General features: G+C 69.1%; 15 protein-coding genes and 1 pseudogene. 12 read left to right on the top strand and 4 right to left on the bottom strand.

Going from position 1 to position 18757, the window contains the following annotated elements; genetic code table 11:
• From H0524_RS18120 to polA, 6 genes and pseudogenes are all read left to right on the top strand, one after another.
• Window positions 1–164, top strand: a pseudogene (locus tag H0524_RS18120) (branched-chain amino acid ABC transporter substrate-binding protein); the annotation flags it as partial.
• Window positions 165–231: 67 nt separating this feature from the next.
• The gene (locus tag H0524_RS18125; RefSeq protein WP_026322764.1) at window positions 232–1206 is read left to right on the top strand and encodes a branched-chain amino acid ABC transporter permease; all 975 of its coding nucleotides are present in this window, start codon (window positions 232–234) and stop codon (window positions 1204–1206) included.
• Complete coding sequence (locus tag H0524_RS18130) at window positions 1203–2372, top strand: branched-chain amino acid ABC transporter permease (protein WP_033666026.1); 1170 nt, start codon at window positions 1203–1205, stop codon at window positions 2370–2372. The genes H0524_RS18125 and H0524_RS18130 overlap by 4 nt, the downstream gene beginning before the upstream one ends.
• Window positions 2362–3285, top strand: coding sequence for an ABC transporter ATP-binding protein (locus H0524_RS18135; protein WP_180199716.1), 924 nt, complete (start codon window positions 2362–2364; stop codon window positions 3283–3285). Before H0524_RS18130 ends, H0524_RS18135 begins: the two co-directional genes overlap by 11 nt.
• Window positions 3275–3985, top strand: a complete 711-nt coding sequence (locus tag H0524_RS18140; RefSeq protein ID WP_018727281.1) for an ABC transporter ATP-binding protein — start codon at window positions 3275–3277, stop codon at window positions 3983–3985. The genes H0524_RS18135 and H0524_RS18140 overlap by 11 nt, the downstream gene beginning before the upstream one ends.
• Window positions 3986–4155: 170 nt before the next feature.
• Window positions 4156–6855, top strand: a complete 2700-nt coding sequence (gene polA / locus H0524_RS18145; protein ID WP_180199717.1) for a DNA polymerase I — start codon at window positions 4156–4158, stop codon at window positions 6853–6855.
• 7 nt (window positions 6856–6862) lie between these two features.
• Here the strand turns inward: polA and H0524_RS18150 are convergent, their stop codons facing one another.
• The gene (locus H0524_RS18150; protein WP_180199718.1) at window positions 6863–7294 is read right to left on the bottom strand and encodes a DUF3140 domain-containing protein; all 432 of its coding nucleotides are present in this window, start codon (window positions 7292–7294) and stop codon (window positions 6863–6865) included.
• 144 nt (window positions 7295–7438) lie between these two features.
• Between H0524_RS18150 and H0524_RS18155 the strand changes: the two genes are divergently transcribed.
• A complete protein-coding gene (locus tag H0524_RS18155; RefSeq protein ID WP_180199719.1) occupies window positions 7439–8134 on the top strand; it encodes a helix-turn-helix domain-containing protein in 696 nt (231 codons plus the stop codon).
• Here the strand turns inward: H0524_RS18155 and H0524_RS18160 are convergent.
• On the bottom strand, window positions 8131–8709 hold the full coding sequence (locus tag H0524_RS18160) for a dihydrofolate reductase family protein (RefSeq protein WP_180199720.1): 579 nt from the start codon (window positions 8707–8709) through the stop codon (window positions 8131–8133). The genes H0524_RS18155 and H0524_RS18160 overlap by 4 nt on opposite strands.
• A 180-nt stretch (window positions 8710–8889) precedes the next feature.
• Here H0524_RS18160 and H0524_RS18165 point away from each other — a divergent pair, with 180 nt between their 5' ends.
• From H0524_RS18165 to coaE, 3 genes are all read left to right on the top strand, one after another.
• Window positions 8890–9699 carry a class I SAM-dependent methyltransferase gene (locus tag H0524_RS18165; RefSeq protein WP_180199721.1) on the top strand — a complete coding sequence of 270 codons (810 nt, stop codon included), beginning with the start codon at window positions 8890–8892 and terminating at the stop codon, window positions 9697–9699.
• A 219-nt stretch (window positions 9700–9918) separates the two neighbouring features.
• A complete protein-coding gene (rpsA, locus tag H0524_RS18170; protein WP_180199722.1) occupies window positions 9919–11499 on the top strand; it encodes a 30S ribosomal protein S1 in 1581 nt (526 codons plus the stop codon).
• Window positions 11500–11665: 166 nt separating this feature from the next.
• Window positions 11666–12676, top strand: coding sequence for a dephospho-CoA kinase (gene coaE / locus H0524_RS18175; RefSeq protein WP_180199723.1), 1011 nt, complete (start codon window positions 11666–11668; stop codon window positions 12674–12676).
• Window positions 12677–12734: 58 nt separating this feature from the next.
• On the opposite strand, the gene H0524_RS18180 is transcribed toward coaE, so the two are convergent.
• Window positions 12735–14180, bottom strand: a complete 1446-nt coding sequence (locus H0524_RS18180) for a hypothetical protein (RefSeq protein WP_180199724.1) — start codon at window positions 14178–14180, stop codon at window positions 12735–12737.
• 293 nt (window positions 14181–14473) lie between these two features.
• On the opposite strand from H0524_RS18180, the gene uvrB reads away from it, so the two are divergent.
• Entirely contained in the window at window positions 14474–16576 is a 2103-nt protein-coding gene (gene uvrB, locus H0524_RS18185) for an excinuclease ABC subunit UvrB (protein ID WP_180199725.1), read from the top strand.
• A 301-nt stretch (window positions 16577–16877) separates the two neighbouring features.
• Here uvrB and H0524_RS18190 read toward each other — a convergent pair whose 3' ends face one another.
• Complete coding sequence (locus H0524_RS18190; RefSeq protein ID WP_180199726.1) at window positions 16878–17177, bottom strand: antibiotic biosynthesis monooxygenase; 300 nt, start codon at window positions 17175–17177, stop codon at window positions 16878–16880.
• 470 nt (window positions 17178–17647) lie between these two features.
• Between H0524_RS18190 and H0524_RS18195 the strand changes: the two genes are divergently transcribed.
• Window positions 17648–18646, top strand: coding sequence for a TerC family protein (locus H0524_RS18195; RefSeq protein WP_180199727.1), 999 nt, complete (start codon window positions 17648–17650; stop codon window positions 18644–18646).
• Window positions 18647–18757: the final 111 nt, after the last annotated feature.

The following is an 18757-nucleotide window of genomic DNA, read 5'->3' on the forward strand; positions in this document are numbered from 1 at the left end:
GTGCGGATCTGCTGGCATGGGTCGACTCGTACGACAAGGAGGGGGTTTCGAAGTCCCTCAAGTTCGCCGACAACGGTGACGTGGACGAGTCCCGGGTGGTGATCTGGGCCTACGAGATCAAGGGTGGCGAGATCACGGCCCAGCAGGAGATCAAGCTCAGCTGAGCCAGGATGACCGTTGCGCGGCCGGGGCTTTCCCCGGCCGCGCAACGGTGCCAAAGGGGAGAAACCCGTGAATTTCGATGCCTTATTCGGCGACCTAGCCCAGCACACTGTTGATGGCTTGTCCAAGGGGGCGATCTATGCCCTCGTCGCCTTGGGGTACACGCTCGTCTATGGTGTGCTCCGTCTGATCAACTTCGCGCACTCTGAGATCTTCATGGTGGGCACCTTCGCGATCCTCGGTACCTGGTCGTTGCTCGGGGTGGCCGACAACCCACCGATCGGGATGGCGATCGTCTACCTGCTCATCGGTCTGGTGGTCGGTGCGCTGGCCTCGGGTGCCACCGCGCTCACCGTCGAACGGGTCGCCTACCGGCGACTACGCCGGATGAACGCGCCGCCGCTGATCTTCCTGATCACCGCCATCGGGCTCTCGCTCGTCCTGGTGGAGATCTTCGCGCTGTGGATGGCAGGGTTCTTCTCGGGGCGCGGATTCACCGAGAACCGACTCGTGATCGGGATTCCGCCGCTGCTGAAGCAGGAGACAGTGCTCTCGGTGGCGGGCGCCGACATCACCAACGTGCAGATCATCATGGTGTTCTCCGCCCTCGCGATGCTCTACGGGTTGGACCAGTTCATCAACCGGACGCGGTACGGCCGTGGCGTGCGAGCCGTGGCACAGAGCCCAGACACCGCCGCGCTGATGGGGGTGCACCAGGACCGAGTGATCATGCTGGTCTTCGTCCTGGGTGGTTTGATGGCGGGCGCCGCGGCCCTGTTGTGGAACATGCGGTACGGGATCACCAAGTTCGACATCGGCTTCGTGGTCGGGCTGAAGGCGTTCACCGCGGCTGTGCTCGGTGGTATCGGTAACCTCCGCGGCGCGCTGCTCGGTGGCCTGCTGCTCGGGGTCATCGAGGTGTACGCGGCGACGTTGACCCGATCCACCTGGGAGGATGTGGCCGCCTTTGTGGTGCTCGTGGTGGTGCTGATCTTCCGCCCGACCGGCCTGCTCGGTGAGTCTCTCGGAAAGGCGAGGGCATGACAGAGGCACTACGACAATTCAACGAGCGGCGCCGACACGTTCTGGGGGGTATGGGCGACCGGTGGCGGGCGCTGCCTCGTTGGCAGCGTTGGCTGACCCTGCTCGCGGGCGTTGCCTTCCTCTACTACCTGCCGTTCCTCGGCGACATCCCGGGGACGAACCTGATCATCCCGGGGCTGGACTGGTTCCGGACCGACTCCATCGCCGGCGGCGCCAACTGGGCTGGGGTGCTCTTCGTCTGCGCCCTGTACGTCCTGGTGGCTATCGGGCTCAACGTCGTGATCGGGCTGGCTGGTCTGCTCGACCTCGGCTACGTCGGCTTCTACGCGGTGGGCGCCTACAGCGTGGCGCTGTTCGGGTCGGCCGAGTCGCCGGTGGTGGGGGCGTTGCAGGAGCAGTTCGGCCTCTCCTCGGACTGGGCGATCGCGTGGGCGATCTGCATCCCGATCGCGTTGGCCTTCTCGCTGGTAGCGGGAGTTCTGCTCGGCTGGCCGACGCTGCGGCTCCGGGGTGACTACCTGGCCATCGTGACGCTGGGCTTCGGCGAGATCATTCGGATCGTCGCGAAGAACTCGGGGTGGGCCGGCGAGGCGCAGGGCGTGCCCGGCATTCCCGGCCCGGAGGGCCCACCGTCGCCCGACAACAAGGTCTTCGGACTGCTCGACATCAAGCCCTGGTACTGGCTGGCGCTGAGCGTGGTGCTGGTGATGGTCCTGCTGGTGCGGCGGCTGGAGCACAGCCGGGTGGGGCGGTCGTGGCTGGCCATCCGGGAGGACGAGGACGCCGCCGCGGTGATGGGCGTCTACCCGTTCAAGTTCAAGCTGTGGGCGTTCGCCATCGGTGCCGCCCTGGGTGGGTTCTCCGGTCTGCTCTTCGCCAGCCGGTCGGCCTTCATCCAGCCCGAGACCTTCAACGTCCAGCTCTCCATCCTGTTCGTCGCGATGGTGGTGGTCGGTGGCTCCGGCAACATGGCGGGTGTGGCCGTCGGCGCCTTCCTGCTCGCGTACCTGCCGGAGCGGTTCCGCGACTTCTCGGAGTACCGGGTCCTCGCCTTCGGCCTAGCATTGGTACTCATCATGCTGCTGCGCCCGCAGGGTCTGTTGCCGAGTCGGCGACGAACGCGCGAGTTGCAGGACAGGGCGAAGGAGCCGGCAAATGTTGCCTAAGCAGAAGACATCGCCCGAGGACGCCGTCAAGCCCGAGGTGCTGCTTGAGGTGGACGGGGTCACGCTCCGCTTCGGCGGCGTGGTGGCGCTGGACGATCTGAGTTTCAACCTGTACAAGGGTGAGATCCTCGGGCTCATCGGCCCGAACGGGGCCGGCAAGACCACCTGCTTCAACGCGATGACCGGGGTCTACCGGCCGACCTCTGGCGCGGTCCGGTTCGACGGACAGCAGGTCAGCGGACGGCAGCCGCACCGAATCAACCAGATGGGAATCGCCCGGACGTTCCAGAACATCCGGCTCTTCCCGGAGATGACCGCGCTGGAGAACGTGCTGGTCGGTGCGGACTCCCAGCACCGCACCAGTGTGGTCGGTGCGTTGTTCCGGCTGTACCGGGTCAAGCCGAAGCCGGAGGAGCTGCCCACGGTTGATTCGGCCAACGGCCTGGTGCGGCTGTGGCAGCAGGTTCGGCGCTCCTCGGCCCAGGTGTTCGGCATCTCGCGGCACACGCTCGAGGAGCGGGCCGGCGAGCGTAAGGCGTACGAGCTGCTGCGCTTCGTCGGCATTGACGACCGCGCCAATGACCTGGCCCGCAACCTCCCGTACGGCTACCAACGCCGGTTGGAGATCGCGCGGGCGCTGGCCACCGAGCCGAAGTTGCTCTGCCTGGACGAGCCGGCCGCCGGCTTCAACCCGGCGGAGAAGGAGGAACTTCTCGAACTGATCCGCAAGATCCGGGATCGCGGTTTCACGGTGCTGCTCATCGAGCACGACATGCGCCTCGTCATGGGCGTCACCGACCGGATCGTGGTGTTGGAGTTCGGTAAGAAGATCGCCGAGGGGGCGCCCGCCGAGGTGCGGGACGACCCGAAGGTGATCGCGGCGTACCTGGGGGAGCCCGCAGATGCTGCTTGAGATTGACGATCTGACCCTCCGGTACGGCCGGATCGAGGCGCTGCACGGGATCAGCCTGCACGTGAACGAGGGCGAGGTGGTAGCCCTCATCGGTGCGAACGGCGCGGGTAAGACCACCACCATGCGGGCGATCTCCGGACTCCGGCCGGTGAGCCGGGGAGCGATCCGGTTCAACGGGGAGGACATCACCAACCTCCGAGCCGACCTGCGGGTACGGCGGGGGATCTGCCAGGCGCCCGAGGGGCGGGGCATCTTCCCGGGTATGACGGTCCTGGACAACCTCGACATGGGTGCGTACACCCGTCGGGACAGTGCGGGGATCGCCGCCGACCTGGAGCGGGTGTTCGAGCTGTTTCCGCGGTTGGCGGAGCGGCGTCGTCAGCTGGGGGGAACGCTCTCCGGTGGCGAACAGCAGATGCTCGCGGTCGGTCGGGCCCTGATGGCTCGGCCGAAGTTGCTGCTGTTGGATGAGCCGTCGATGGGGCTCGCCCCGATGATCATTCAACAGATCTTCGACATCATCGTGGAGATCAACCAGCAGGGCACCACGGTCCTGCTGGTGGAGCAGAACGCCCAGCAGGCGCTTTCCCGGGCACACCGGGGGTACGTGTTGGAGACCGGCCGGATCGTCAAGGAGGGGTCCGGTCAGGACCTGCTGCACGACCCATCGGTCAAGGAGGCGTATCTGGGCGTCGCCTGATCGGCGGCGCTGCCCACGCGGCCGGTCGTCCCGCACCGGGACGACCGGCCGCGGCTCGCCGCGCCGGGTCCGGATCCGTTCCACGCAGCGGGTGGCCGGCGTGACTTTCCGCGCCGGCGCCCCGGTGCCGCCGCCCGGCCCTGTCGGCGGCACGGACTAGAGTCGCCACCGTGACAGCCACGAAGCCGCGCCTACTCCTCGTCGACGGACACTCCCTGGCCTACCGGGCGTTCTTCGCCTTGCCGGTCGAGAACTTCTCCACCACGACGGGGCAACCGACCAACGCGGTCTACGGCTTCACCTCCATGTTGATCAACGTTCTTCGGGATGAGCAGCCGACGCACATCGCTGTGGCCTTCGACGTCTCCCGGCACTCCTTCCGCACCGAGAGGTACGCGGCGTACAAAGCCGGCCGCAGCGAGACCCCGACCGACTTCAAGGGCCAGGTCAGCCTGGTCAAGGAGATCCTGGCGGCGTTGCGCGTCCCGGCGGTGGAGATGGCGGGCTACGAGGCGGACGACGTGATCGCCACGCTCACCCGGCAGGCCCGCGAGCAGGGGATGTCGGTCCTGATCACGACCGGAGACCGGGACGCCTTCCAACTCGTTGACGACGACGTCACGGTGCTCTACCCCCGCAAGGGCGTCTCCGACCTGGCCCGGATGGACCCGGCTGCGGTGACGGCGAAATACGGGGTGCCGCCGCAGCAGTATCGGGACCTCGCCGCGTTGGTCGGCGAGACCAGCGACAACCTGCCCGGCGTCCCGGGCGTCGGTCCGAAGACCGCCGCCAAATGGATCACCGCCTACGGCGGGGTCGAGGGTGTCGTCGCCCGGGCCGACGAGATCAAGGGCAAGGCCGGGGCGAATCTGCGCGAGCGACTCGCCGACGTGATTCGCAATCACGAGCTCAACTGCCTGGTCACCGACCTGGATCTGCCCCTGCCGCTGGCGGAGACCCGCTGGGCGGGCTGGGACCGGGAGGCGGTGCACCAGGTTTTCGACACGCTGGAGTTCCGCATCCTTCGGGATCGGCTCTACCAGTACCTGGACGCGGTTGAGCCGGAAGCCGAGGCGGGTTTTGACCTGGCGGGTGAGCTCCTCGTCGAGCCGGGGGCGCTCACCACGTGGCTGGGGGAACACGCGGCACCGAACACGCCGGTCGGCCTCGCCGTCACGCTCGACACCGGGCCCAACCGGCGGCACCTCGCCGACGTGACCGGCATGGCGCTGGCGACCGCCGCCGGGGCCGGGGCCTGGTTCGACCCCGGTCGACTCGACGCCGCCGACGAGGCCGCCCTGGCGGGGTGGCTGGCGGATGTGAGCCGTCCGAAGGTGCTGCACGACAGCAAGCCGGCGGTGCTCGCGTTCGCCGCCCGCGGGTGGCCGATCCGGGGCATCGCCAGAGACACGCAGATCGCCGCCTACCTGGCCCGGCCCGACCAGCGCTCCTACGACCTGACTGACCTGGCCCTGCGGTATCTGCACCGGGAGCTGCGGGTTGACCTGCCGGAGACCGGCCAGCTCACCCTCGACGGCCTGGGTGATGACGGCGCGGCCGAGCAGAACCTGATGCTGCGGGCTCGGGCCACCCTCGACCTTGCCGACGCCATTGACGCGGAGCTGTCGCGGGACGGCGAGCAGTCGGCCCGGCTGATGGCTGAGGTGGAGCTGCCGCTGATGCGGGTGCTCGCCGGCATGGAGCGCACCGGCATCGCCGCCGACACGCAGTACCTGTCTGAGCTGGAGGCGCACTTCGCCGCGGAGGTGAAGGCCGCCGCGCAGGGTGCGTACGAGGCGGTCGGGCGGGAGTTCAACCTGGGCTCCCCGAAGCAGCTGCAGGAGATCCTCTTCGGCGAGTTGGGGCTTCCCAAGACCAAGCGGATCAAGACCGGTTACACCACCGACGCGGATGCCCTGCAGTGGCTACACGGGCAGAACCCGCACCCGGTGCTCGGGCACCTGCTGCGGCACCGGGACGTGGCGAAGCTGAAGACCACGGTTGACGGGCTGCTCAAGTCGGTCTCCGACGACGGTCGGATCCATACCACCTTCAACCAGACCGTGGCGGCCACCGGTCGGCTCTCCTCCACCGAGCCGAACCTGCAGAACATTCCGATCCGCACCGAGGAGGGGCGGCGGATCCGTCGGGCCTTCGTGGTCGGCGCCGGGTATGAGAGCCTGCTCACCGCCGACTACAGCCAGATCGAGATGCGGATCATGGCCCACCTCTCGGCGGACGAGGCCCTGGTCGACGCCTTCAACTCGGGCCGCGACTTCCATGCCGCCACCGCCTCGTCGGTCTTCCAGGTGCCGGTGGAGGCGGTCACCCCCGACCAGCGGCGCAAGATCAAGGCGATGAACTACGGCCTGGCCTACGGGCTGAGCGCGTTCGGCCTCTCCCAGCAGCTCGGGGTCTCCGCCGAGGAGGCGCGCGCGTTGATGGAGACCTACTTCGCCGGTTTCGGTGGGGTGCGCGACTACCTGCAGGAGGTGGTGGCCCGGGCCCGGCGCGACGGCTACACCGAGAGTGTCCTCGGTCGTCGCCGCTACCTGCCCGACCTGGTCAGCGACAACCGGCAGCGGCGGGAGATGGCCGAGCGGATGGCGCTGAACGCTCCGATCCAGGGCTCTGCCGCCGACATCATCAAGGTGGCGATGATGAACGTGGACGCGGCGGTGCGCGATGCCGGGCTGCGTTCCCGGATGCTGCTCCAGGTGCACGACGAACTGGTCTTCGAGGTGGCCCCCGGGGAGCGGGAGGTGCTGGAGACGCTGGTCCGGCGGGAGATGGGCGGTGCGTATCCGCTGTCCGTGCCGCTGGAGGTGTCGGTCGGTGACGGGCGGGACTGGAACAGCGCCGACCACTGACCGGCCGCTACCGGCCGGGCCCCCGGCGTTCCTTGGGCGGGGTGCCGTGCCGTCGGAGCGCCTTGCGGGACGGGCCCCCCGGTGGCGGCAGCGGGCCCTTGGCCGGGTCGTGCCCCCAGTTCATCAGGGAGTATCGCCATCGGGTGTCCCGAACGTCGCCACTGGGCCGTTGCGCCATGTGCCGGCGGACATAGCCGACAACTTTCCGCATGTGCCGGTAGTCGTCCTCGGAGAGGTCGCCCCGTCGCCGCCGGAGCAGGTCGAGGATTCGTCGCCCGGAGCGGTGGCCGACCGTCTCGCCGCCCTGGTCGCCCCGTCTCCGCCAGCCCACCTGCTTGGACTTCTCGGTCCCCAGCCACTTCGACAGTTCACCGGGGCGCATGTTCACCGCCACGGTGAACTCTTGGTAGGTCCGCTGCGGGTCGTTACGACGGCTCACGGCGTAGCACCTCCTGTCCGGCCCGGTCCGCCTGGCGTACCCGGGCCAGAACTGCGGAAACGGCCCTGACGACGGTGCGCCGGTTCGCCTCGTTCGCGCCCGGCGAGCCAGCGCGGGTACGGGGACCACCCTTATCCTGGTCGGATGGCCCTACGACTCCAGACGCGCGTATCCGACTCGCCCTGGATCGACGCCGTCTGGACCGGCACGAGTACGGGGGTCGCGGAGATGACTTCGGTAGCGACGGTCTGTTGGGGCCTGGTGTTCTGGGAGCGGCTGGGTACCGCGTACGCGGCCATCACCGGACCCGAGACGAGGACCAGCGCCGCACCGGTGCCGGAGGGCGCGAGCTTCGTCGGGATCGACTTCGCCGTCGGTACGTCGCTGCGGGCCGTCTCGACGCCGGCTCTGGTGGACGGCGGCGTCGAGCTTCCCGACACCACCCGCCGGACCTTCCGGCTGGCGGGCGCCCGCTGGGAGACCCCCGGCCCGGACGACGCCGAGGCCCTGGTGGACCGCCTGGTCCAAAGCGGAGCCGTAGTCCGTGACCCGATCGTCACCGCGGTCCTCCGAGGCCACCGGCCGTCCGTCTCGCAGCGGACCGTCGAACGTCGATTCCGAGCGGCAACCGGGCTCACCCAAGGCGCGGTGCGGCAGGTCGAACGGGTACGCGAAGCGGCGGCGCTCCTGGCCGCCACCACCCCGGTCGCCGATGTCGTCTCCCGGCTCGAGTACGTTGACGAGCCGCACCTGGCCCGTGCGCTGCGCCGGTACGTGGGCCGTACGGCGCGGCAACTCCGCGCGGGCGCGGGCGGCCCGATCGCCCTGGATCTGGATTAACGGACGACGTCGTAGAGCAGCTTGACGACACCGTTCGGGTAGGCCGCGGTGTCCCGGAGGTGCAGTACCTGCTTGGCCCGGTCCGCCGTGCTGAACAGGCTCTTCCCGGCACCGAGTAGGAGTGGGAAGCAGAGCAGGTGGTACCGGTCGATCAACCCGGCGTCGGAGAGCCGTCGGGCGAGTTCGGCGCTGCCGTGGATGAATATCGCGCCGCCCGCGCTCTGCTTGAGCTCGATGATGTCCTCGGTTGATCGCAGGACCGTCGTCGGTCCCCACCCCGGGACGAGGGCGTCGTCGGGCAGCGTGGTCGAGACGACGTACTTGGGCAGTTCCCGGTAGTCGGCGTGGTCGTCCGAGTCGCGCCAGATCGGCGCGAACGCCTCGTAGCTTCGGCGGCCGAACATCAGTGCCGAGGTCTCCTTGAGCTCCTCGCCCTTGAGCGAGAAGACCTCGGGTAGGAATTCGATGTCCTTGAAGACCCAACCGCCGCTGCGGTGTTCCTCACCCGGCCCGCCGCCGGGGGAGTCCAAGACGCCGTCGAGCGAGATGAACCCGGTGTAGACCAGCTCACGCATGTCTCGTGCTCCCAGGAGTAGGCGACGAGCGTCACCCTGTCGATCGAACGGCCGCAGCGCCGGGCCGACGCGCCGTGGTGGCGCGCGCCGCCCATGCTAGGCAACGGCCACCGGCGGAGTCTTGGACGAAAACGACGGCCGCCGCGGACTCGGGTTACCACGATCCGTACCGTTGGCAGGATGCAGCAGTCCGAACCGGCGGTCACCCGCCGGGTGGTGTCACCGGCTGAGGGGCGGGCGGCGAGCCGACGGTGGTGGGACCACGACGCAGACAGCTATCAGGCGGAGCACGGCGCCTTCCTCGGGGACGTTGATCTCGTGTGGGGTCCCGAGGGGCTGCGGGAGGCGGAGGCGCGGCTGCTTGGTGCGGTTGCCGGGTCTCGGCTCCTGGAGTTGGGATGTGGTGCGGCCGCGGGCTCCCGCTGGCTGGACGGGCAGGGGGCAGAGGTCACGGCTCTCGACCTGTCCGCCGGCATGTTGCGGCAGGCTCGGCTGGCCGCCGAGCGCTCGGGCGTGCCGGTGCCACTCGTGCAGGCTGATGCCCTGGCGTTGCCGTTCGGCGCGGGCGTCTTCGACACCGTACATTCCGCGTTCGGTGCGGTTCCGTTTGTCGCGGACTCGGCGACGCTGATGCGCGAGGTGTTTCGGGTGCTGCGACCCGGCGGAGCCTGGGTTTTCGCGGTTACCCATCCACTGCGCTGGGTCTTTCTGGATGACGCTGGCGAGGGCGGCCTGGTCGCGGTGCACTCCTACTTCGACCGCCGCCCTTACGTGGAGGAGGACTCGTCGGGGGCGCCGACCTACATCGAGGCACACCGTACCCTCGGTGATCGGATCCGGGACCTGACTGCCGCCGGCTTCGTTCTTCGCGACCTGGTGGAACCGGAATGGCCGCCGGGGCACGAGGAAACCTGGGGTCAGTGGAGCCCGTTGCGGGGCCGGCTGATCCCGGGCACCGCCATCTTCGTCGCCGAGCGGCCCGCCACCTGATGGCTGGCGTGGTGCCGGTGGGGGCGGTGTGATTCGGGTGACAGGCCGGGCGTGTTATTCGACGATAATCCGCTTTCGCAGGTGGCGCGATGGTGAGCGGGTGGGAGGCCTTGCACGCTGTGGTAATGCAGAGGGTAGGCTAGACGACGCGCTCGCGGATTGTGTGCCTCGGTAGGGAGCAGGTGCGCGGTCGACGGAGCCACATCATGATCCCGCGCAGTGATCGTTCGGTGTGCCCGGCGGCGGGTCCGTTTGCGCGAACAGGTCACCGCGGCTCACATCCGTGATGACAACCATCCGACCGGAGCAACCGCCCACATGACGAGCAGCATCGAGGCCCCCTCGAGCGCCACCAAGGTCACCGTCGACGATCTCGGCAGCGAAGAGGCATTCCTCGCCGCGATCGACGAGACCATCAAGTACTTCAATGACGGCGACATTGTCGAAGGCACCGTCGTCAAGGTCGATCGGGACGAGGTCCTGCTCGACATCGGCTACAAGACCGAGGGCGTCATCCCCTCTCGGGAGCTGTCGATCAAGCACGACGTGGACCCCGCCGAGGTCGTCTCGGTCGGTGACCACATTGAGGCCCTTGTTCTCCAGAAGGAGGACAAGGAGGGGCGGCTGATCCTCTCGAAGAAGCGGGCGCAGTACGAGCGCGCCTGGGGCACGATCGAGAAGATCAAGGACGAGGACGGCGTGGTCCGTGGCTCGGTCATCGAGGTGGTCAAGGGCGGCCTGATCCTCGACATCGGGCTGCGCGGCTTCCTGCCGGCCTCCCTGGTCGAGATGCGTCGGGTGCGGGACCTCCAGCCGTACGTCGGCCGCGAGCTCGAGGCCAAGATCATTGAGCTGGACAAGAACCGCAACAACGTGGTCCTGTCCCGCCGGGCCTGGCTCGAGCAGACGCAGTCCGAGGTGCGCACCGAGTTCCTCAACAAGCTGCAGAAGGGACAGGTCCGGAAGGGCGTTGTCTCCTCGATCGTCAACTTCGGCGCCTTCGTCGACCTGGGCGGCGTGGACGGCCTCGTGCACGTCTCCGAGCTCTCCTGGAAGCACATCGACCACCCGTCCGAGGTGGTCGAGGTGGGCCAGGAGGTCGAGGTCGAGGTCCTCGACGTCGACCTGGATCGCGAGCGGGTCTCGCTGTCGCTGAAGGCGACCCAGGAGGACCCGTGGCGTCAGTTCGCCCGCACCCACGCGATCCAGCAGATCGTGCCCGGTAAGGTCACCAAGCTGGTGCCGTTCGGCGCGTTCGTCCGGGTGGACGACGGCATCGAGGGTCTGGTCCACATCTCCGAGCTGGCCGAGCGCCACGTGGAGATCCCGGAGCAGGTCGTCCAGGTCGGCTCCGAGGTCATGGTCAAGGTCATCGACATCGACCTGGAGCGTCGCCGGATCTCGCTGTCGCTCAAGCAGGCCAACGAGGGCTTCGTCGAGGGCGAGGAGCACTTCGACCCGACCCTCTACGGCATGGCGGCGACCTACGACGCCGAGGGCAACTACATCTACCCCGAGGGCTTCGACCCGGAGACGGGCGAGTGGCTCGAGGGCTACGAGAAGCAGCGCGAGACCTGGGAGCAGCAGTACGCCGAGGCGCGTCAGCGTTGGGAGGCCCACCAGAAGCAGGTGCAGGCATCCCGCGCCGCCGACGCCGAGGCTGCGGCCAACCCGCCGGCCGCCAGCCCGACCACCACGACGACCGCGGCTCCGAGCCGGCCGGCGGAGGAGCCGGCCGGCACCCTCGCCACCGACGAGGCGCTCGCCGCCCTGCGGGAGAAGCTCGCCGGCGGCAAGTGATCCGGGGGCTCCGGGCCGCCCCGCGGCGCACCGGAGCCGGTACTGACGACGGGCCCCGTCTCGGTGATCGACAGATCGCCGGGGCGGGGCTCCGCCGTTTCTACCGACCGGGGTGAGCCGGGGCGCCGGTGTGGCGTGCTGCCGGCTGATCCGGTTGACTGGTCCGGTGTTGATGGTGGGACTGACCGGTGGGATCGGCTCGGGCAAGAGCGCCGTCGCGGCCCGACTGGCGGGGCTGGGCGCGGTGATTGTGGACGCCGACCAGCTCTCCCGCGAGGTGGTGGCGCCGGGCACCGCAGGGCTCGCGGAGATCGTCGCCACCTTTGGTGATCGGGTGCTCGGCCCGGACGGGGCGCTCGACCGGGCGGCGCTCGGCGCCCTGGTCTTCACCGACGAACCGGGTCGCCGCGCCCTGGAGGCGATCATTCACCCGCGGGTCCGGACCCGCACGGCCGAACTGGTGGCCGCGGCGCCACCCGGCGCGGTCGTCGTCAACGACGTACCGCTGTTGGTCGAGTCGGGGCTTAGCCCCACGTACCACCTGGTGATCGTGGTGCAGACGGCCCTGTCGATCCGCTTGGAGCGACTGACCCGTGACCGGGGGATGGCACCGGCCGAGGCGCGGCGGCGGATCGCCGCGCAGGCCGACGACGATCGCCGCCGAGCAGTAGCGGACGTGGTGCTGACCAACGACGGGACCCGCGACGAGTTGCACCGCGCGGTGGACGCGCTCTGGGCCGACCGACTGCTGCCCTACGCGGTCAATCTCCGCGACCGGCGAGCGGCCGACCTGCCCCGGAGCGAGCGCATGGAGGCCGACCTGCCCCGGACCGAGCGCGTGGAAGCCGACCTGGCCCAGCCCGAGCAGTACGCTCGGCTGGCCGCCCGGATCCACCGCGCTGTCACCCCCGCGGACCTGCCGATCGACTACATCGGCTCGATGGCGATTCCAGAATTGGACTCAATGGATGTGATCGTCATCCAGCTCACCGTGCCGTGCCTGGACGACGCGGACGGAGCGCTGGCCGAGCAACTCGCGGATGCCGGGTTTCCCCGGCTGCCCGAGTCAGGACGGAATGCGGCAGGCTGGCCGGAACGGGTGCATGGCAGTGCTGACCCGGCGCGCCCGGTGCGCCTGTACGTCCGGGCGGCGGGCGGGCCCGGCGGGCGGCCGTGACGGGCCGGCGGCCCTGACCCGCGTAGCGCCTCCGCCCGATCGGTGCGTGTCGAGAGGGTCAGCCCGTGGCACCGTCCTCGAACGTGAGGTCCACCTGTGCCCAGGTACCGGCCGCCGTCGGGAACTGGAGCCGGTGGGGGAGCCCGGACTGGTCGAGCCAGTAGCGAACCGGTTCGCCGACGGCCGCCACCACCTCGACCACATCGAGCTCGGCGCCGGTCAGCCGGTCGCCCCGGATCCGGTGCGCCGTGCCCGCCTCGGCGGGGGTCGCCGCGCGTAGCACGGCGTCGAGCAGGGCCGCGAGCCCGGCGTCGGGAGCGGGTTCCCAGCCGCTGGTGGGGACGGGCAGCGGTGGCGGCACCGGGTCCATCCCGGCCTTGACGGTTACTGGCAGCTCGGTTTGGGTGGTGCGTCCATGTTCGTGCCGGAGCAGGGTACGCCGACGTGGGGCGTCAAGGTCATCCACCGCGAGGTACGCGCTGCGTCGGCTCCAGTTGATCCATCCCGTCCCCCGAAGGTTGGCTGCCGAGCCGAGCAGTGCCGTGAGCGTGGCGCGCGCCTCGCCCGCGGCGCGGAGTTGGGTGGGGAGTGACGTCAGGCGGCGGCGTTCGGCAGCGTTGAGCGGCCGGGGGGTACCGGCCTGTCCACCGAGGGCCGCCACCGGACGTAGCGATGGTCGGTCGGCGCGGTTCAGTCGTACGGTGACCGAGCCGAGGTCGGGGAGCCGGGCCTCCATCCGGTGTAGCCGTGCCTCCCGATCCACCCACCAGTGAACCTCGGTGGCGGGCGGGGGTGTTGGTGCGCCGGGTGGGGCCGGCGGCAGCCGGGCGGTGAGGACGTCGGTCCCGTCGGCGTTGGCGATCCACCGTGCCGTCTCCCCGACTGGTGGATCGGCCCGGTCGGTGGCGAGGGCGAAGAGCAGGTCGAGCAGCGGCCGGAGGCGGTCGGCGGTCGGCGGGGCGGCTAGCCGCCACCCATCAGCCGGGGGTACCAGGGGCGGGGGCGCCGGTGACGGGGATGTCGGGGTGGTGGAGTCCGGGCGGAGTAGCAGCACTGCGGGCGTCGCCTGGAGCAGACCCCGTTGGGCGCCGAGGCCGGGACCACCGAGATCGAGGTAGAGCAGCGGTCGGGACCAGTCGACCCAGCCGACCAGGTCGACCCGGGCGGCTCCGGTCCCGGCCGTCAGGTGTACACCGGCCCGCAGATCGCGGTAGTTGGTGACCCGTACCGCGGCGAGTCGGGTTCGCTCGTCGGCGGTCGGCTGGCGGGATGGCTCGGCTGGGTCGGGTATCCAGCTCAGACCGAGAACCAGTGCGGTGGCGGCGAGCAGGGCCACCGCGGCGAGCGTACGGAGGATGGTCCGGCGGCGGCCGGTGATCCGGGGAAGCTGGCCGGTTTGGGCGTCGTCGGAGGCGGCCGGGGTGGGTTGGGTATCGGGCGTGGGCCGATGCCGGGGGGTACGGCGGGGACGGGGGGTACGGCGGGTGCGGGCGGAGGACTCCACGGGATGTTGAACGGCGTCGACCGGCAACTGGTGACGCGGATGTGCGCTCGCGGCGGCCGGTCAGCGCGGTCAGCGCGACCACGTCGGGTGCGCACGCCGGAATGCGGGTGCTGCGACCCGGTGCCGGGGGTGGGGGGCCGTTCTAGGCCCGTTGCCGGCCCGGTCGGCCGCCGCGAGCGGCCTACCCGAGAAGCGTAGCTCGCCAGGTGGGGGCCGACAACGGAAATATCGGAGGTGATCATCGGGGATGGTGGTCGTCCCGAAATGTCAGCCACCGAGCGTACGGTGGGTCCATGGCGCTCGACATTCCCCGGCTGGACGGCCGTTTCCAGGTCGTCAGTGACTTCCAGCCGGCCGGTGATCAGCCGGCCGCGATCGACGACCTGGAGCAGCGGGTCCGGCGTGGTGACCGGCACACGGTGCTGCTCGGCGCGACCGGCACCGGCAAGAGCGCCACCACAGCGTGGTTGATTGAGCGGTTGCAGCGCCCGACGCTCGTGTTGGCGCCGAACAAGACCCTCTGCGCCCAGCTGGCCAAGGAATTCAGCGAGCTGCTGCCCAACAATGCGGTGGAGTATTTCGTCTCCTACTACGACTACTACCAGCCCGAGGCGTATATTCCGCAGACTGATACGTACATCGAGAAGGATTCCTCGATCAACGAGGAGGTGGAGCGGCTACGCCACTCGGCCACGATGTCGCTGCTCACCCGCCGGGATGTGGTGGTGGTCGCCACCGTCTCGGCGATCTACGGCCTGGGTACCCCGGAGGAGTACCTGGACCGGGCCGTCCGGGTGGTGACCGGTCAGGAGCTGGACCGCGACCAGCTACTGCGCCGGCTGGTCGACATTCAGTACGCCCGCAACGACATGGCCTTCCAGCGGGGCACCTTCCGGGTGCGGGGCGACACCTTGGAGATCATTCCCGCCTACGAGGAGCTGGCGATCCGGATCGAGCTGTTCGGGGACGAGGTGGAACGGCTCTACTACCTCAACCCGCTCACCGGTGATGTGGTCCGAGAGGTCGACCACCTACTGATCTTCCCCGCCACCCACTACGCGGCCGGGCCGGCGCGAATGGAGCGGGCGATCCGCGACATCGAGGCCGAGCTGGGCGAGCGGCTGGCCGAGCTGGAGCAGCGGGGCAGCCTGCTGGAGGCGCAGCGGCTGCGGATGCGGACGACGTACGACATCGAGATGATGCGACAGGTCGGCTTCTGCTCCGGCATCGAGAACTACTCGATGCACATCGACGGCCGACTGCCCGGCAGCCCGCCGCACTGCCTGCTCGACTATTTCCCGGACGACTTCCTCACCGTGGTTGACGAGTCGCACGTGACCATCCCGCAGATCGGCGGGATGTACGAGGGCGACGCGTCCCGCAAGCGGATGCTGATCGACCACGGCTTCCGACTGCCCAGCGCCGCCGACAACCGGCCGTTGCGGTTTGACGAGTTCCTGGAGCGGGTCGGCCAGCTGGTCTTCCTCTCGGCCACCCCCGGCTCCTGGGAGTTGGAGCACGCGCAGGGCGAGTATGTGGAGCAGGTCATCCGACCGACCGGCCTGGTTGACCCGGAGGTGGTGGTCAAGCCGACCAAGGGCCAGATCGATGACCTGATGCACGAGATCAAGTTGCGTACCGAGCGCGACGAGCGGGTGCTGGTCACCACGTTGACGAAGAAGATGGCCGAGGACCTGTCCGACTACCTCCTGGAGAACGGTATCCGGGTGCGTTATCTGCACTCCGAGGTGGATACGCTGCGCCGCGTCGAGTTGCTGCGGGAACTCCGTAAGGGTGACTACGACGTGCTGGTCGGTATCAACCTGCTGCGGGAGGGGCTCGATCTGCCGGAGGTGTCGCTGGTCGCCATCCTCGACGCCGACAAGGAGGGCTTCCTGCGCAGCGGCAGATCATTGATCCAGACGATCGGGCGGGCGGCGCGTAACGTCTCCGGCCAGGTACACATGTACGCCGACAAGATCACTCCATCGATGGCGGAGGCGGTCGGGGAGACCAACCGGCGCCGGGCCAAGCAGATCGCGCACAACGAGGCGCACGGCATCAGTCCGGAGCCGCTGCGCAAGAAGATTCACGACATTCTCGACGACATCTACCGGGAGGCGGAGGAGACCGACAACCGGGTCGGTGGAGCGGCCCGGCAGCTCTCCCGCGGCAAGGCGCCGGTGAAGGAGACCCGTAGCCGCAGCCGAGCCGCCGCCGGACCGGCCCGGGAGGGAATGGCCCGTGCGGAGCTGGCGGAGCTGATTCAGGAGCTGAATGGCCAGATGCTCGCCGCTGCCCGGGAGTTGCAGTTCGAGTTGGCCGCCCGAATACGTGACGAGATCTCGGAGTTGAAGAAGGAACTGCGCGGGATGGATGCGGCGGGAGTGTCGTGACCCATGCCTGACGTGGCGGGTGCATGCCGCCGGTCGCCGGGGTGTGGTTCGGGGGTGGGCACGGCGTGACTAACCGGTCGGATTTGGCGGGCGCATGCCGCCGGCTACCAGGCCGGCGACGTGCACCCGGGTGGCGCGGCGCGACCAACCGGACCCGGTGCCCCCGAGCGCATCGGGGCCAGCGGTCGGCGCGGGTGGCGATACCGTAAGCGCTGGGTGTGACAGCCTTCGCCGGCGCCGGGTCACTGCTTGGGTCACCTGTCGACCGGCGTGGCCGCTGAGGTACCGGTCCTCGGAGCACTCATTGCCCGCCCGGCACGTCGGTGAAGTGTTCGACCTGCGGCGGGTTGGCGAAGTGCGGGCCGATCAGCTCCCGCCACCGGACAAACCGGTCGGAGGCGCGAAAGTTCTGGTCGTGCGCCTCGACCGAGTCCCACTCGACCAGCAGTACGAAGCGGGATGGTGACTCGACTCCGCGGGTCATACGCACCGAGTGGCAGCCGGGCGTATCGGCGAGCACCGAGTGTCCCTTGGCGTACGCGGCTGCGAAGGCATCCTCATGTCCTGGCAGTACGTCGATCAACGCGACTTCGAGCACCATGTGTGCAGCTTCGCACGGTGGCGCAGCCAGCTCGGCGTCCGGGTAGCCGAGATCTGCCGAGGGTGAACCGGGCCGCCGCCCACCAGCCCGGGCTCCTCGGCTCTTCTCGCTGGGCAACTCGACAGGCTCCGGCGCGGTGGCTACCCCCGCTGCCCCGCTGCGCCGCGCCCCGCTGCCCCGCCATGACCAGGGGCTTGGTGGGCATACGGGGGACACCGGCCGCCCGCTGTGTGGTGGCGCCACGAGGTGGGCGACAATGAACGGCGGAGGGGAGTATTCCCCCGTGATGGAGTCGTCAGCACGGTCGAGCGCGAACCTGGTGGCTTGGCCCGGCCCCATCGGTCATCATCCCGGAAGGGGAGGTGGCGGAAGAGACCTCCGACAGTCACCATAGTCGGCGTCATCGGCACACCCCGCCCTCCCCGGGCGTACGGTGTGCCGATTGTTGCGTGTCTGCCGGAGGTTGAGCCTTGGACGTGTCCGGACTGGTGTGGGCGGGGACGCTCGTCGCACTGACCGCGATTCTCATCATCGACCTGTTGATCATCGGTCGTCGCCCACACGAACCGAGCATGCGGGAGTCGAGTCTCTGGGTCGGCTTCTACGTCGCCCTCGCGCTGGTCTTCGGTGCGGGAATCTGGCTCGTCTCCGGGCCGAGCGCGGCGGGGCAGTTCTACACCGGTTGGCTCACCGAGTACAGCCTCTCGGTCGACAACCTCTTCGTCTTCGTGATCATCATGGCCCGTTTCGGTGTGCCGCGGATCTACCAGCAGAAGGTCCTGCTCATCGGCATCGTGCTCGCGTTGCTGATGCGCGGTGGCTTCATCGCCGCCGGCGCCGCGTTGATCTCCCAGTTCTCGTGGGTCTTCTACATCTTCGGCGCGTTCCTCATCTACACGGCGATCAACCTCGCTCGGCAGGGCGATTCGGATGAGGACGACTTCAGCGAGAACCTGCTGATCCGGTGGAGCCGTCGGGCGCTGCCGATCTCGCGGGACTACGACGGCGCGAAGCTCACCACGTACGAGCACGGGCGGAGGGTGTTCACCCCGATGCTGGTCGTGATGATCGCGATCGGCACCACAGATCTGATCTTCGCGCTCGACTCGATTCCGGCGATCTTCGGTATCACGCAGGAGGCGTACCTGGTGTTCACCGCGAACGTCTTCGCCCTGATGGGTCTGCGGCAGCTCTACTTCCTGCTCGGCGGCCTGCTGGACCGGCTGATCTACCTGAGCTACGGCCTCGCGGTGGTACTCGGCTTCATCGGCGTCAAGTTGGTACTGGAAGCCCTGGCCGACAACAGCCTGCCGTTCGTCAACGGAGGCGAGCACGTCGGCTGGGCCCCGCACATCCCGATCTGGCTCTCGCTGACGGTCATCCTGGGTACCTTGACGCTGGCGACGGTGGCCAGCCTGGTGAAGTCGTCCCGGGACCGACGCCGGAACCTGGTTGAGGTCCGCGACTGAGAGCCACGCCGGAACCCCGCCGTGATCGCCATCGGGCACCCTGGAGGGGACCGGCGGGTGATTGGGGACTGCGTGGACAAGTGGACCATCGAGACGGGTGTGGTGCGGGCG

The organism is Salinispora sp. H7-4, from assembly GCF_013416675.1.
Classification (GTDB): Bacteria; Actinomycetota; Actinomycetes; order Mycobacteriales; family Micromonosporaceae; genus Micromonospora; species Micromonospora vitiensis.